12 protein-coding genes and 2 tRNA genes are annotated in these 14,146 nt (G+C 72.6%); 5 read left to right on the top strand and 9 right to left on the bottom strand.

Features of this window, described 5'->3' with window-relative positions:
- Window positions 1-7: 7 nt before the first annotated feature.
- Window positions 8-1,357 (bottom strand): STM3941 family protein, encoded by a 1,350-nt coding sequence (locus ACZ6R9_RS12325; RefSeq protein ID WP_465538130.1) that lies wholly within the window; start codon window positions 1,355-1,357, stop codon window positions 8-10.
- Between the two features lie 91 nt (window positions 1,358-1,448).
- Complete coding sequence (locus ACZ6R9_RS12320) at window positions 1,449-1,976, bottom strand: hypothetical protein (protein ID WP_380484058.1); 528 nt, start codon at window positions 1,974-1,976, stop codon at window positions 1,449-1,451.
- Between the two features lie 176 nt (window positions 1,977-2,152).
- On the opposite strand from ACZ6R9_RS12320, the gene ACZ6R9_RS12315 reads away from it, so the two are divergent.
- Window positions 2,153-2,302: a hypothetical protein gene (locus ACZ6R9_RS12315; protein ID WP_380484056.1), complete on the top strand. Its 150-nt coding sequence runs from the start codon at window positions 2,153-2,155 to the stop codon at window positions 2,300-2,302.
- 9 nt (window positions 2,303-2,311) lie between these two features.
- Here the strand turns inward: ACZ6R9_RS12315 and ACZ6R9_RS12310 are convergent, their stop codons facing one another.
- Window positions 2,312-2,908, bottom strand: coding sequence for a TetR/AcrR family transcriptional regulator (locus ACZ6R9_RS12310; RefSeq protein WP_380484054.1), 597 nt, complete (start codon window positions 2,906-2,908; stop codon window positions 2,312-2,314).
- A 223-nt stretch (window positions 2,909-3,131) separates the two neighbouring features.
- Here ACZ6R9_RS12310 and ACZ6R9_RS12305 point away from each other — a divergent pair, with 223 nt between their 5' ends.
- Both ACZ6R9_RS12305 and ACZ6R9_RS12300 read left to right on the top strand, forming a co-directional pair.
- Entirely contained in the window at window positions 3,132-4,271 is a 1,140-nt protein-coding gene (locus tag ACZ6R9_RS12305; protein ID WP_380484052.1) for an acyl-CoA dehydrogenase family protein, read from the top strand.
- Window positions 4,272-4,359: 88 nt separating this feature from the next.
- Complete coding sequence (locus ACZ6R9_RS12300) at window positions 4,360-5,121, top strand: SDR family NAD(P)-dependent oxidoreductase (RefSeq protein ID WP_465538129.1); 762 nt, start codon at window positions 4,360-4,362, stop codon at window positions 5,119-5,121.
- A 98-nt stretch (window positions 5,122-5,219) separates the two neighbouring features.
- Here the strand turns inward: ACZ6R9_RS12300 and ACZ6R9_RS12295 are convergent, their stop codons facing one another.
- The 5 genes from ACZ6R9_RS12295 to ACZ6R9_RS12275 form a co-directional block, all read right to left on the bottom strand.
- Window positions 5,220-5,567 (bottom strand): hypothetical protein, encoded by a 348-nt coding sequence (locus tag ACZ6R9_RS12295; RefSeq protein WP_465538128.1) that lies wholly within the window; start codon window positions 5,565-5,567, stop codon window positions 5,220-5,222.
- Between the two features lie 394 nt (window positions 5,568-5,961).
- A complete protein-coding gene (locus tag ACZ6R9_RS12290) occupies window positions 5,962-7,410 on the bottom strand; it encodes an SDR family NAD(P)-dependent oxidoreductase (protein WP_465538127.1) in 1,449 nt (482 codons plus the stop codon).
- Between the two features lie 33 nt (window positions 7,411-7,443).
- Window positions 7,444-7,516: transfer RNA gene (locus tag ACZ6R9_RS12285), tRNA-Gly, on the bottom strand.
- Between the two features lie 12 nt (window positions 7,517-7,528).
- Window positions 7,529-7,603, bottom strand: a tRNA-Arg gene (locus tag ACZ6R9_RS12280).
- A 180-nt stretch (window positions 7,604-7,783) separates the two neighbouring features.
- Entirely contained in the window at window positions 7,784-9,580 is a 1,797-nt protein-coding gene (locus tag ACZ6R9_RS12275; protein WP_465538126.1) for an AMP-binding protein, read from the bottom strand.
- Window positions 9,581-9,675: 95 nt separating this feature from the next.
- Between ACZ6R9_RS12275 and ACZ6R9_RS12270 the strand changes: the two genes are divergently transcribed.
- Window positions 9,676-10,320, top strand: a complete 645-nt coding sequence (locus tag ACZ6R9_RS12270; RefSeq protein WP_380484040.1) for a response regulator — start codon at window positions 9,676-9,678, stop codon at window positions 10,318-10,320.
- 85 nt (window positions 10,321-10,405) lie between these two features.
- Here the strand turns inward: ACZ6R9_RS12270 and ACZ6R9_RS12265 are convergent, their stop codons facing one another.
- The gene (locus ACZ6R9_RS12265) at window positions 10,406-11,749 is read right to left on the bottom strand and encodes a GAF domain-containing sensor histidine kinase (protein WP_465538125.1); all 1,344 of its coding nucleotides are present in this window, start codon (window positions 11,747-11,749) and stop codon (window positions 10,406-10,408) included.
- A 310-nt stretch (window positions 11,750-12,059) separates the two neighbouring features.
- Between ACZ6R9_RS12265 and ACZ6R9_RS12260 the strand changes: the two genes are divergently transcribed.
- Window positions 12,060-14,129, top strand: coding sequence for an ATP-binding SpoIIE family protein phosphatase (locus ACZ6R9_RS12260; protein ID WP_465538124.1), 2,070 nt, complete (start codon window positions 12,060-12,062; stop codon window positions 14,127-14,129).
- Window positions 14,130-14,146 lie beyond the last annotated feature (17 nt).

Genomic DNA, 14,146 nt, shown 5'->3' with positions numbered 1-14,146 from the left:
TTGACGCTCAGGGCTGACCTGCGGGCGGCTCCTCGGCGGCAGCTGCGGGGGCGGCTGCGGCGTCGGGGGCGGGGGTCGCGTCGGCGGCTGCGGCTCGGAGGAGGTCGAGGAGGGCGCTGCCCGGGTAGCTCCGGAAGTCCGGGTACTCCTCGCGGTGATAACAGTTCCAGTAGCTCAGCACGCGCTGCCCGGTGAGGGCGAAGTAGGCCGGGTTGTCGGCGACGAACCGCCCGTAGGCGCGGCGGCCTTCGGTGCCGGGCGCAGCGAGTCCGGCGAGTTTCCCGTGGATCAGGCACAGGATCACCAGCACGTACTCGCTTGCCAGTTGGAGGACGAACGGGACGACCCACGGGTCGGTCGAAGCGACGATCCGTTCCAGGTGGCGCTGGCGGATCCGGCCGTTGTGGTGCCGGGTGTAGAGGCAGTGCAGCAGTTGCCGCTGACGTCGCGTCAGTGCGGCCGCTGCTTCGGCGGACGGCTCGTCGTGGTAGATCCGGACGGGGACGACCACCCGCCGGCCGTTCACCAGGACGGTGAACCCGCGGTCGGTCGTGTGGCCGGCGGGCGGCATGACGGCCAGCATCGCGCGGGCGTCGTCGGCGAGTTCGGGCGGGAAGGCGGCGATCAGCCGGTCGGCGTAGGGAAGTTCGGGCGGGAAGGTCGTGATCGGCCGGTCAGGGGCGACCGGCTCGGGGGCAACCGGCTCGGGGGCAACCGGCTCGGACGACGCTCTGTGCTCGGCTGCGGGTTCGGGGCGTTCCTCGGGGCGGCCCTCGGGGCGGCTGCGCAGGCGGCTGCGCAGGCGGCAGATGGCGTTGCGCAGCGCGGTCTCGACCGTCCTCTCGGCGAGCGGGAGGACCATCAACGCGGGGTGGTACAGGCGCATCCGGCCGACGACCGTAGCCACGTTGACGGGCAGGGCGTCGGCCTGGATGTAGGCCGTGCCGGACTCCGCCTTGCGGTTGGCGCGGGTGATCCAGGCACCGAACTTCGACGGCCGGGGCGGGAAGGGCGCGCCGGGGTGGCCCGTCAGTTCGACCATCCACATGTTGCCCGCGACTCTGCACCGCACCGTCCGGATCTCCGCCCAGTGGATGCGGCCCAGCTGGCGGCTCTCCAACCCGTCGGCGTCCAGCACCAGTTCGGGGCCCCACTGGATCCATTGGTTCAGCACCGCCGCGCCGCCGAGCCCGAAGAACAGGATGCCGGCCACGCCGGGCATCACTGCGTCGCCCGTCATCACCATCAGCACGCCCACCGCGACGAACAGCGCGCTGACCAGCAGCACGCCCAGCGGCTTGGCGCGCGGGTAGCGGTAGACGGTGGGTGGCAGGACCGCCGATGCGTCGTTGATCACGCGCACAAGCTAGCGGCCGGGCCTTTGGGCGACGAGGGTTTTCCGCTTCATATTTGGCAATCCCCGCAGCACGCCCAGCGGCCCGGCGAGGTCAGTCCTCGGACGGCAGGATCGTCAGGCCGGGGTGGTACCGGCGCATGTCCGCGATGAGCGCCTTCGCGTCCATCGGCAGGGCGGCGACCGTGAAGATCGCCTCGCGGGCGCCCGTCCGGCGGTTGGTGCGGGCGGCCAGGCGTCCGAGCAGCGGGGGCCTGGGCGGGAAGGGCGCGCCAGGGTGGCCGGTCAGCAGGATCACCTCGTGCGGGCCGGCCGTCGAGGGCCGCACTCCCGCGATCTCGTCCCAATGGATCCGTCCGAGCTGGGGAACATGCAACCCGTCGGAATCCAGCACCAGTTGGGGAGTCCGCCGGATCAGGACGTTCAGCCCGATCACGACAAACAGCCCGGAGACCGGAAGGGCGATCACCCCGAAGAGCATCAGGACCGGGGTCAGGCGCGCTGCGACGACCAGTGCGGCCACCACGAAGACGGCCGCGGAGCCTGCCAGCGAGCGCCAGACCTTTCCGCGCCGGGCCAGGTGCACCGTGGGAGGTGGAACGACGAGTTCTTTGTCGATCATGCGCACAAGATAGCGATCAACACCCTTGCCCGGCGCGGATTTTCCCGCCGTCCTCGGTCGTCCGTCGGCCCTCCGTCGCCCGCCCGCCGTCGCCCGCCCGCCGTGGCCGCCTGCCGCCGCCCGTTCGCTGTCCCGCCCGCCGTGGCCGCCCGCCCGGTGGCGGCACACTGGATGCCATGGACCCCAGGGAACGCGTCGAGAGCGAGGGCGGCGAGCCCGCCTGCCGGCTGAATCTGGTCTGTGAGGAGTGCGGCAAGGTCCGGGAGGGCAGGCGTTGTCCGGTCTGCGAACCCGAGGTCGAGTCCGGCTCGCCGCACGGGAGTTGAGCGGGGCGCTCAGCGCAGCAGGCCGTGCAGGAGCAGCTCGGCCAGGTGCCCGTACGCCTCGGCGTCGGCAAGGCCGGTGGCCTCGGCGACCTGGCGTTGCTGGATGCGGACCATCACCGAGCTGATGACGTCCGCCGCGAACGCCACGTGGGTCTCGCGGAAGGCGCCTGCCGCGACCCCGTCGTCGATCAGCCGCTGGATCTGCCGGGCGGCGGCGCGGGTGTTGCGGCCGTACACCTCGGCGGCGGGTTCGAAGGCCGCCAGGTCGTCGAAGAACCGGGCCGAGCCGGGGGCGAGTTCGGCGGAGACGGTGCGCAGGTAGGCGGCCAGTCGGGCGGCCGGGTCGGTCTCGGCGGCCAGCGCGGCCTCCACCCGGGCGGTGGCGCTCCGGAAGAAGTGCACGACAGCTGCTCGGACCAGTTGCTCCTTGGAACCGGCCAGCCCGTACAGCGTGCGCTTCGAACAGTGCAGCCGGGCGGCGAGGTCGTCCAGCGTGAACTGGGCGAAGCCCTCGGCGACGAAGAGTGCGACGAGTTCCTCGAAGAGGGCGCTGCGGCGGGCGGCGCCCCGTCCGCTGGGCTGGGGTGCGGCGGCGCTGTCGATCACCCGGCCAGTATGACAGTCGGCCTCTGCTCGGCCGCCGATCCGCCCGCCCGGCGCACCCCGGCCCCGCTCCGCACTCCCCCGCGCCTCCCACGCGCCCCTGCTTTTCCCCGTTCTTTCCCGGACTTTTCCCTGTTCACCGCTCCCTGGTCCCCCGCAGCGGGCCCTCCTGCGCTACGCTCACCGGTACTGACGTACCGCTTTGCGTACCGCTTGGAGCCGGAACATGGCCGTGGATCGCCTGCTTCCCACCGAGGAAGCCGCCGACCTGATCGCGCTGACCCGTGATCTCGCCGACAAGGAACTCGCCCCGAAGGTCGAGTCCCACGAGAAGCAGGAGCTGTACCCGGAGGGCCTGTTCGCGCTGATGGGCCAGGCCGGTCTGCTCGGCCTGCCGTACTCGGAGGAGTTCGGCGGCGGCGGGCAGCCGTACGAGGTGTACCTCCAGGTGCTGGAGGAGCTGGCGTCGCGCTGGGCGGCCGTCGCGGTCGCCACCAGCGTGCACACCCTGGCCTGCCACCCGCTGAACGCGTTCGGCACGCCGGAGCAGAAGGAGCAGTGGCTTCCGCAGATGCTGGCCGGCGAACTGATCGGCGGCTACAGCCTGTCCGAGCCGCAGGCCGGCTCCGACGCGGCCGCGCTGACCTGCAAGGCCGAACCCGTCGAGGGCGGGTACCGGGTGACGGGCACCAAGGCGTGGATCACCCACGGCGGCAAGGCCGACTTCTACGCCCTGTTCGCCCGCACCGCGCCCGGGGCGCACGGCATCTCCTGCTTCCTGGCGCCCGGCCAGACCGAGGGCCTGACCTTCGGCGCGCCGGAGGAGAAGATGGGCCTCAACGGCGTGCCGACCACGGCCGCCTACTGGGACGGCGCGCTGCTCGGGCCGGAGCGCCTGATCGGCGCCGAGGGGCAGGGCCTGTCCATCGCGTTCTCCGCCCTCGACTCGGGCCGGCTCGGCATCGCCGCCTGCGCCACCGGCCTCGCCCAGGCCGCGCTGGACACCGCCGTCGCGTACGCCAACGAGCGCACCACCTTCGGCCGCAGGATCGTCGACCACCAGGGCCTGGGCTTCCTGCTCGCCGACATGGCCGCCGCCGTGGACTCCGCCCGCGCCACCTACCTGGACGCGGCCCGCCGCCGCGACCTCGGCCGCCCGTTCAGCCGGCAGGCCAGCGTGGCCAAGCTGATCGCCACCGACGCCGCGATGAAGGTGACCACCGACGCGGTGCAGGTGCTCGGCGGCTACGGCTACACCCGGGACTTCCCGGTCGAGCGGTACATGCGCGAGGCGAAGATCATGCAGATCTTCGAGGGCACCAACCAGATCCAGCGCCTGGTCATCAGCCGCCAGTTCGCGCGCTGACCCGACCCCCCTGTCGGTTCGTCACCACCCGTTCGGGGCCGCTGCTCACCCACCGGCCCCGAACGCCACTCGGAAAGGGCTTTCCAGCATGCAGCTCACCGGTACCGCCGCCCTGGTCACGGGTGCCGCCTCCGGCCTCGGCGCCGCCACCGCCGCCCACCTGGCGGGCCTCGGCGCCCACGTCTACGGCCTGGACCTGCCCAAGGCCGTCGAGTCCGCCCCGACCCCGCCCGAGGGCGTCACCCTGCTCGGCGCGGACGTCACCGAGGAACAGCCGGTGCGCGACGCGCTCGCCCGGATCGCCTTCGACGGCCACCCGCTGCGCCTGGCCGTCAACTGCGCGGGCATCGCCCCGTCCGCCCGGATCGTCGGCCGCCGCGGCCCGCACGACCTGGACCTGTTCCGCACCGTGCTGAACGTCAACCTGATCGGCACCTTCAACGTGATGCGGCTCGCCGCCGAGGCGATGTCCGCCCTGGAGCCGGACGAGGCAGGCCAGCGCGGCCTGGTCGTCAACACCGCCTCCATCGCGGCGTTCGAGGGCCAGATCGGCCAGATCGCGTACGCCGCGTCCAAGGCCGGCGTCGCCGGGATGACCATCACCGCCGCCCGCGACCTCGCCCAGTTCGGCATCCGGGTCGTCACCATCGCGCCCGGCATCGTCGACACCCCGATGATGGCGAGCTTCTCCGACGAGATCCGGGCCGGCCTGGCCGCCACCGTCACCTTCCCGCAGCGGCTCGCCCACCCCGAGGAGTACGCCCGGCTGGTGGCCATGGTCGCCGACCACGACTACCTCAACGGCGAGACGATCCGGATGGACGGGGCGCTGCGGATGTCGGCGCGGTGAAGGCTGGTTGACGTCTTTTGCGGGCCTTGACGTTTCCTGTGGGGCCTTGCCGTCCTTTGCGGGGCCGCCTTTCGGGGCGGTCCTGCTTTTTTGATCCATCAGCTCTTGGGGAGGCACTTGGTGCTGCCGTTGGCCGTCACGCCGCCGTTCGCCACCACCACACTGGCGTGTGCCTCGATGCAGCCCAGGCCGGTCAGTAGCAGGTCGGAGTAGCTCTGGTCGATGTGGCCGAGGTGGAACGTGCTGGAGGTGGAATCGGCCGTGCGCAGCGTGGTGGTGGACACCGAGCCCTGGCCCGGATCGCCGAACACGTACTCGGCGGGGTCGTACCGCGCCCACGCCCCCGCGCAGTGGACCGAGAAGCGCAGACTGACCGTCCCGAGCGCCGTTCCGGCGGGCTGCACCCGGCCGTTGATGGTGACGTCCTGTGGCAGGAGCACCGGCACCTGGTCGAGGTTGATGGCGTCGTCGGCGCAGTGGTAGGCCTTCGGGTCGGTGGCGTCCGGAACCGCCAGGGTGGGGCTCGGCGTGGTCGGTGCGGACGCGGCGAACAGGTACAGCAGCCCGAGGTTGGCCGCGAGCGAGGCCGCCAGCCGTTCCTGCTCCTCGCGATGCGCGGCAGCACCGGCGCCAGGTTCTACTCCCGTGGCCGCTGACCGCTCTCTGGGCCTTCCCCAGCGTGCTCCCCCACTGGTGGCGGCACTACCTCTACTCGCCGGCCACCGGAGCGCTGTGGATGCTGTCCATGCTTGTCGGCCCCTTCATCAGACAGGCCGTCGACCGCTCATGGATCCGCCAGGGCACCCGGAAGGGCCGTGGTTCGGACGGTCCTGGTGTCCGTCACCACTCCGCGACTTGATAGTCCTTCAGGAAGACGCCGACGCAGGGCTCACCGGCCTCGCCGCGCACGATCGGGTCGTAGATCCGGGCCGCGCCGTCCACGATGTCGAGCGGGGTGCGGAAACCGGCTCCGGCCATCCGGGACTTCTTGGGGGCCGGGTTCTCGTCGGTGATCCAGCCGGTGTCCACGGCGCACATGTGGATGCCGCGCTCGGCGAGTTCGGCGGCGCTGGTGCGGGTGAGCATGTTGAGGGCGGCCTTGGCCATGTTGGTGTGCGGGTGGCCCGGCATCTTGTTCCGGACCGCGAACCGGCCTTCCACCGCTGTCACGTTGACGATGTACCTGGACCGGTGCGGTGACGCTTCCAGCAGGGGCAGCAGTCGGTCGCAGAGCAGTGCGGGGGCGAGTGCGTTGACCAGTTGGGTCTCCAGCACCTCCGCCGGGTCGAGTCCGCCGAGCGTCGCCGACCAGGAGTTCTGCGGGGCGCGGTCGGGCAGCAGGCCGGCCTCGTCCACCGGGGCGGGGAGCGGCAGCGCCGGTGTCACGTCCGGCGTCGTCAACTCCCGCGCCGGCGCGGCGAGTTCGACGGCGGGCCAAGCGGTGGCCAGGGTGGGCATCGGGCGGAAGCCGGGCGCGTGGGTGACCTGCGCGGGGGCGGGACCGTGTTCGCCGGCGGCGAGCTGGGCGTACGCCTCGGGCGGGCGGCGCACGGTCTGTGCCGCGTTGTTCACCAGGATGTCCAACGGCCGTCCCTCGGCGCGCAGTTGCTCGCACAGGCCGAGGACCTGGCGCGGGTCGCGCAGGTCGATGCCGACGATCCGCAGGCGGTCCAGCCACCGTTCGCTGCCCTCGGCGGCGGCGAAGCGGCGCAGCGTGTCGTGCGGGAAGCGGCTGGTGACGGTCAGCTCGGCGCCGTCGCGGAGCATCATCAGCGCCAGCTGGAAGCCGATCTTGACGCGGGCGCCGGTGAGCAGCGCGCGTCGGCCGGTGAGGTCGGTGCTGAGGGCGCGCCAGGTGGTGTGGTCGGCGGCGCAGTCGGGGCACAGGCGGTGGTAAAAACCGTCGAGTTGGCGGTAGGTGCGCTTGCAGACGTAGCAGCGCCGGTGGCGCCGGAGTTCGCCGATCGGGGTGTGGCCGGACGGGCTGGGGAGCGGGGCGTCCTCGCGGCGGTCGGTGCCGCCGGTGGCGGTGGCGGCGGTCAGTTCGGCGTCGGCGAGGGTGGCTTCGGTGCGGCGCTCGCGGCGGCGCCGCTGGCGGCCGTCACGGACGAAGGACTCGGCGACGCGTTCGGCGCGCAGTCGCAGTGGATGGTCGGCGGGGAGGGTGCGCAGCTGCCCGATGGTGCGGTCGAAGGCTGCGAGTTCGGCATCCGTGAGGCTTTGGACCGCGCCATCGGAGCCCTGAATCCCGCCCGGGCCGTCTGTCTCGTTCAGCTCGGGCGCGCCCATCAGGTCCTCCGGGTGGCGGTGCGTCAGCGGGGTCGGGCCCGGCCGGAATCGAGGCGGCGTGTTCCGCCTTGGCTGGACGGCGCGTCTGCCAATGCGCCACGGGCCCGTCGCCCGAGCCTCCCGGGGGCCGGATTCGAACCGGCGTGACCCGCCATGCGGATAGCGATGCGTCTGCCTCTGCGCTACGCCCGGGAGGTGTAGGAGATCCTATGGGACCGCACCCGGCGACCGGCAAGCGCTTTCCGCATCCGGCGACTGGCAAGCGCTTTCCGCAGCCGCTCCACAGAACGGGAAACCGCTTTCCGTTCATCCCTGCCGCCAAGTCGGCGCGGGCGTACGGAAAGCGGTTTCCCGTTCGGTGCGGCGGGCGCGCTCAGCCCTGGCGGAGTTCCGGGAAGTCGCTGTCCCAGTACTCGTTCGGGTTGCGGTTCTCGGTGCGGTCGGCCTCGTGGGTACGCAGTTCGACGCGGCGGATCTTGCCGGAGATGGTCTTCGGCAGGTCGGCGAACTCGAGGCGGCGGATGCGCTTGTAGGCGCTGAGCTTCTCCCGGGTGAACGCGAAAATATCGCGGGCGAGTTCGGGGCTGGGGGTGCGGCCGTCGACCAGCACCACGTACGCCTTGGGGACGGCCAGGCGCAGCGGGTCGGGCGAGGGGACCACGGCGGCCTCGGCGACGGCGGGGTGTTCGATCAGGACGCTCTCCAGCTCGAACGGGGAGATCCGGTAGTCGCTGGCCTTGAACACGTCGTCGGCGCGGCCCACGTACGTGATGTATCCGTCGGCGTCCTGCGCGGCGACGTCGCCGGTGCGGTAGTGGCCGTCGCGCATGGCGTCGGCGGTGCGCTCGGGGTCGCCGCGGTAGCCGCGCATCAGGCCGAGCGGGCGGTGGGCCAGGTCGAGGCTCAACTCGCCTTCGCTGCCGGGCTTTCCGTCCGGATCGAGGAGGGCGACATGGTAGCCGGGCAGCGGCCGCCCCATCGAACCGGGGCGGACGGGCTGGCCGGGGCTGTTGCCGATCTGGCAGGTGGTCTCGGTCTGGCCGAAGCCGTCCCGGATGGTCAATCCCCAGGCGGCCCGCACCTGTTCGATCACCTCGGGGTTCAACGGCTCGCCGGCCCCGACGAGTTCGCGCAGATCGGTGCGGTGCGCGCCCAGGTCGGCCTGGATCAGCATCCGCCAGACGGTGGGCGGGGCGCACAGCGTGGTGACCCGGCAGCGGGCGATCACCTCCAGCAACTGCTGGGCGTCGAACCGGCCGTAGTTGAAGACCAGGACCGTGGCCTCGGCGTTCCACGGCGCGAACAGGTTGCTCCAGGCGTGCTTGGCCCAGCCCGGCGAGGAGATGTTGAGGTGGACGTCGCCGCGGCGCAGCCCGATCCAGTACATGGTGGACAGGTGGCCGACCGGGTACGAGGCGTGGGTGTGCTCGACCAGCTTCGGCTTCGAGGTGGTGCCGGAGGTGAAGTACAGCAGCAGCGGGTCGTCCGCGAGCGTGACGCCCTCGGGGGTGAACTCCTCGGCGGCGGTGTCGACTTCCGCGTAGTCGTGCCAGCCCTCGGGGGTCGGTGCGCCGACGGCGATCCGCAGCGGGGCGCCGGGGAGATCGGCGAAGCGGTCGGTGACCTCGGCGGCGGCGATCACGGCACGCACCTCGCCGCGTTCCAGGCGGTCGGCGAGGTCCTCGGCGGACAGCAGCAGGGTGGCGGGGATCAGCACCACACCGAGCTTGATCGCACCGAGCATCACCTCCCACAGCTCGCTGACGTTGCCGAGCATCACCAGCACCCGGTCGCCGCGCCCGAGGCCGAGCGCGCGCAGGTGGTTGGCGACCTGGTCGGAGCGGCGGGCGAGCTGGTCGAAGCTGTGGATGCGCTCGCTGCCGTCCGCCTCGACCACCCACAGCGCGGGACGGTCGTTGCCGCGTGCCATCGGGTCGAAGTGGTCCAGCGCCCAGTTGAACTCGCCCAACTCGGGCCACTGGAAGGTGCGGTACGCGGTGTCGTAGTCGGTGGCGTGCTGCCACAGCACCTCGCGGGCGGCCCGGAAGTTGGCCACCGACGCCGCGCGGTCGAGCCGCGCCCCGGCCCGGGAGTCCGCGCCGGTGGTCGCACCGTCGCCCGGCCGGGACGGCGGCTGCTCATTGTTCTGGACGTTCTCGGCTGAGCCCATGGCCTGACCCCTCTGTGTTCAGTTACCGTCGCACCCAATATTTCCGCTGGCCGTGGGCCTGCGGTCCCCCCACCTGGAGAGGAGAGTTCGCTCGGATGGCGGATGGCTCCACTGGTCGTACGGTACGGGTCCTGGTGGTCGACGACCATCCAGTGGTGTGCGACGGCGTGTCTGCGCTGATTCGGCGGGCCGAGGACGTGTCCGTGGTCGGTTCGGCCCGGACCGCGCGCGAGGGCGTGGCGCTGGCCGCGACGCTCCGTCCGGACGTGGTGCTGCTGGATCTGCGGCTACCGGACCTGCCGGGTTCGCGGACCGTGCCGCTGCTGCGGGCGGCCGCGCCGGATGCGCGGGTGGTGCTGTTCACCGCGTTCGAGGACCAGAATGCGCTTTCCGCGGCGCTCGCGGCGGGTGCGCACGGCTGCCTGCTGAAGGACGTCACGGACACCGACCTGGTCGCCCAGCTGCGGCTGGCTGCGGCGGGACGGCGGGTGCTCGACCCGCGGCTGAACGGTTCGGCCCCGGCCCAGTTGCAGGCGCGGCTGTTCCGGTTGTCGCTCAGCCGGCGCGAGTACGAGGTGATCCGGTCGGCCGCGACCGGCCGGACCAACCCGGAGATTGCGGAGGAGCTCGGGCTGACCCGGAACACCGTGAAGACGTACCTGCAGACGGCGATGCACAAGCTCGGCGCCCGCAACCGGGTGGAGGCGATCCGCCGGGCCCAGCAGGAGCAGCTGCTCTGAGCGGGGCGGCCGGCGCGGCGTCCGATCAGGCCGGGGCGGGCGGCGCGGCGTCCGATCAGGCCGGGGCGGGCGGCGCGGCGTCCGATCAGGCCGGGGCGGGCGGCGCGGCGGGGGCTTGATTCGGGCACGGGGGCGGTGGCACGGGGTGTGACGGGGACGGCTGGGCGGGGAGCGGGAGTTCGCCGCGCAGGGTGGTGCCGTCCTCGTCGCTGTGCAGGTGGAGGGTGCCGCCGAGGCGTTCGTACCGGGCGCGCAGGGCGGGCAGGCCGGCGCCGGTGGCGGTTCCGGGTCCGCATGCGAGTGCGGGTGCGGGTGCGAGCGGGCCCGGATTCCAACGGGAAAGCGGTTTCCCGTTGGGGTCACCGTGCGGATCCGGACCCGGTCCGTCGTCGATGACGGCGAGGCCGAGGCGGTGCCGGTCGTGGGTGAGTGTGACGGCGACCGAGTCGGCCCGGGCGTGTTTCTCGACGTTCAGCAGGCCCTCGGCGACGGTGCGGCGCAGCAGGGCGGCGCGTTCGGCGTCCAGGCGCGGGGCGGGTCCGATGGGGACGAACGTGGCGGGGATGCCGGTGCGTCGTTCGAAGTCGCGGAGTGTCTCGGCGAGGTCCGCTGCGAGCCGGTCGCCGTCAGGCCCGGCGCCGTCGGACCTGGTGCCGTCGGGGGCGGCGGGCCGATCGTGGTGCAGGCGGGCGACGGAGGCGCGCAGGGTGGCGGCGGCGTCGCCGAGTTCGCGTTCGAGGCGGCGCAGGCGGTCGGCGAGTTCGGGGTGCTGGGTGGTGTCGGCGCGCAGGTCGCGGACGGAGCTGCCGATGCCGAACAGCATCGCGCCGAGGCCGTCGTGCAGTTCGGCGGCGATTCGGCGGCGTTCGCCGGTGACGGCGGCGTCGGCGAGGGTGGCGGCTCCGTCGGCGACGTCCACGGCGAGGGTGGCGAGGTGGGCGAGTCGGGTCAGGCCGTCGATCGCGCTGTCGCCGATCTCTCCGCTGCCGCGGATGGCGCCGTAGAGGACGCCGCGCGCGGGGCCGGTGCCGATCGGGAGGCCGACCATGCCGGTGACGGCTTCGCTGCCGACCTGCTGGTCGAAGTCGTGGGTGATCCGGCTGGAGCGGTAGTAGTCGCGGACCACCACGGCGTTGCCGAGGGCCACCACCCGCCCGCCGAGGCCGAGTCCGAGCGGGATCCGCAGCTCGTGCAGGGTGGTCCGAAGGGTCCCCGACCAGGCCCGCAGCACCAGGTCCCGGCCCTCCACCAGCCCGCCGAGGCCGAGTTCGAAGCCGTGCTCGATGCGGGCCCGCTCGGCGACGGCCCGGAGCGTGTGCCGGGCGTCCAGCAGCCCGATCCGATGGGTCCGCTCGCGTTCGATCCGGTCCAGCTCTGCGAGGGCTGCCAGTACCTCGGCCTCCCGTTCGCTCCCGCCACCGCCGTTCATGCGCGGCAGCGTACCTGGTCCACACATCCGCGCGATCCGCTGATCACATCGTCCGATCGTCGCCGCGCACCTGGCCCGCGACGTAGCTACCCACTCCCCGCGAGGTCGCTACCCACCACCCGCGACGTCCCTACCCACCGCCCGCGAGGTCGCTACCACCGCGTGCGGCCTCGATACCACCGCCCGCCGCCTCGCGCAACCGCACGCGACCCCGGCGGCGGCTCGGCGTGGCGGTTTGAGGCGTCTGCGTCGCGGGGCGATGCTGAAGGCATGGCCTGGGGGTTGCTGCTCCGAAGGGGAATGTGCGGACATGGCGACACGGGTACCGGGCCGTGCGGCTACTGCGACGGTGAACGGCGACGGCTCGATCACGGGGTGGTCGGCGGCCGCTGAGCGCATGTCGGGGTTCTCGTCGGCCCGGGTACTGGGGCGTTCCGCGTTCGATCTGCTGGCCGGTGACGCGCCGATCGCCGTGCTGCGCGCGGTGGTTCGGCGCGAGCCGTTCACCGGCATGGTCCGGTTGAAGCGTTCGGAGCGCGATCCGGTGGCGGTGGAGCTGGCGATCGTCCCGGTGCGGACGGCGGACGGCGAGCAGAGCTGGGTGCTGTCCGCGCTGCCCTTGCAGCCACTGGGAGGGGAGCCGCCGGTGGCGATCGCCGAGGTGTCCGACCGGCCGACCCGACCGGAGGATCTGGCCCGGCGCCGGCTGGCGCTGCTCGGCGCGGCCGGCCTGCGGATCGGTTCGACCCTCGAAGTGCAGCGCACCGCACAGGAGTTGGCGGATGTCGGGACGGAGGACTTCGCGGATTTCGTCGGCGTGGACCTGCTGGAGCCGGTGTTCCGCGGCGGTCCGTCGTCCAACGCGGGCCTGGTCTTCTACCGGGTGGCGCAGCAGTCGGTGCTGCCGGGCTGCCCGGAGTCGGCGGTGGCCACCGGGGCGCGCGATGCGATCCTTCCGGAGTCGCCGATGGCGCAAGTACTGGCCTCGGGCCGGCCGGTGCGGACGGACATGCGGGATCAGCGGCTTCAGGGGTGGATGCAGCAGGAGCCGCGGCGGCAGAGGTCCGCGGCGGAGTTCGGGATTCATTCCTCGTTGCTGGTGCCGCTGACGGCACGCGGCGTGACGCTGGGCGTGGCGATCTTCCTGCGGCACCGTTCGCCGGAGGCGTTCGACGACGACGATCTGGTGCTGGCCACGGAGTTGACGGCGCGGGCGGCGCTGTCCGTGGACAATGCCCGGCAGTACACCCAACAGCGGGACACCGCACTGGCGTTGCAGCGGTCGCTGCTGCCGGCCCGGACGCCCCGGCAGGCGGCGGTGGAGGTGGCCTTCCGCTATCTGCCGGTGAACGACCGGGACGGGGTGGGCGGCGACTGGTTCGACGTGATCGCGCTGTCGGGTGCCCGGGTGGCGCTGGTGGTGGGTGACGTGGTGGGGCACGGGGTGCCCGCGTCGGCGGCGATGGGCCGGCTGCGGACGGCGGTGCGGACGCTGGCCGACATCGACATGCCACCGGACGAACTCCTCACCCACCTGGACGACTTGGTGCTTCGGGTGGATCTGGAGGAGGTGCCGGACAGCGCCACGACCTGGGCGGGCGGCAGCGTGGGCGCGACCTGCCTGTACGCGGTGTACGACCCGGTGGCGCGGACCGCCACGATGGCCCGGGCGGGTCACCCCGGTCCGGTACTGGTCGGCCCGGACGGCACGGTGACGTTCCCGGAGCTGCCGCCGGGCCCGCCGCTCGGTCTGGGCGGAATGCCGTTCGAGGCAATGGAGTTGCCCGTCCCGGAGGGCAGCGTACTGGCGCTGTACACGGACGGCCTGCTGCGGGCCTCGGAGTTGCGCGGCGATCCGGCGCTGGGCCTGGACGGGCTGGCGTCAGCGCTCGCCGAGCCCGCGGACTCGCTGGAGGTGCTGTGCGACCGGGTGTTGAACGCGACGCTGGGCTCGGCCGCGCCCAGCGACGACGTGGCGCTGCTGCTGGCCCGCACCCGGGCGCTGCATGAACAGGACGTCGCCGGCTGGGAGTTGCGGCACGACCCGTCGGAGGTGGCCCGGGCCCGCAAGCTGACCGCGACGACGCTCGCCGAGTGGGGGCTCGAAGAGGCCGCGTTCATCACCGAGTTGGTGGTCAGCGAGCTGGTCACCAACGCGGTCCGCTACGGTCAGTCGCCGATCGGTCTCCGGTTGATCCGGGACGGCGGGACGCTGATCTGCGAGGTGTCGGACGGCAGCAGCACGGCCCCGCATCTGCGCCGGGCGCGCACCTTCGACGAGGGCGGCCGGGGCCTGCTGCTGGTGGCGCAGCTGTGCCAGAACTGGGGGACCCGGCACACGCCGCGCGGCAAGACCATCTGGGCCGAGCAGCAACTCTGAGGCGCGGCCTGTGGGTT

This window comes from Kitasatospora sp. NPDC048662 (genome assembly GCF_055587065.1).
Note: the sequence above shows the minus strand (reverse complement) of the source record. Positions and strands in the feature narration are given on the sequence as shown.

Coding starts and splice junctions, on each gene's coding strand:
- ACZ6R9_RS12320 (WP_380484058.1), bottom strand. CDS start 1,976: ATGATCGACAAAGAACTCGTCGTTCCACCTCCCACGGTGCACCTGGCC.
- ACZ6R9_RS12260 (WP_465538124.1), top strand. CDS start 12,060: ATGGCGACACGGGTACCGGGCCGTGCGGCTACTGCGACGGTGAACGGC.
- ACZ6R9_RS12305 (WP_380484052.1), top strand. CDS start 3,132: ATGGCCGTGGATCGCCTGCTTCCCACCGAGGAAGCCGCCGACCTGATC.
- ACZ6R9_RS12265 (WP_465538125.1), bottom strand. CDS start 11,749: ATGAACGGCGGTGGCGGGAGCGAACGGGAGGCCGAGGTACTGGCAGCC.
- ACZ6R9_RS12315 (WP_380484056.1), top strand. CDS start 2,153: ATGGACCCCAGGGAACGCGTCGAGAGCGAGGGCGGCGAGCCCGCCTGC.
- ACZ6R9_RS12290 (WP_465538127.1), bottom strand. CDS start 7,410: ATGGGCGCGCCCGAGCTGAACGAGACAGACGGCCCGGGCGGGATTCAG.
- ACZ6R9_RS12300 (WP_465538129.1), top strand. CDS start 4,360: ATGCAGCTCACCGGTACCGCCGCCCTGGTCACGGGTGCCGCCTCCGGC.
- ACZ6R9_RS12275 (WP_465538126.1), bottom strand. CDS start 9,580: ATGGGCTCAGCCGAGAACGTCCAGAACAATGAGCAGCCGCCGTCCCGG.
- ACZ6R9_RS12270 (WP_380484040.1), top strand. CDS start 9,676: ATGGCGGATGGCTCCACTGGTCGTACGGTACGGGTCCTGGTGGTCGAC.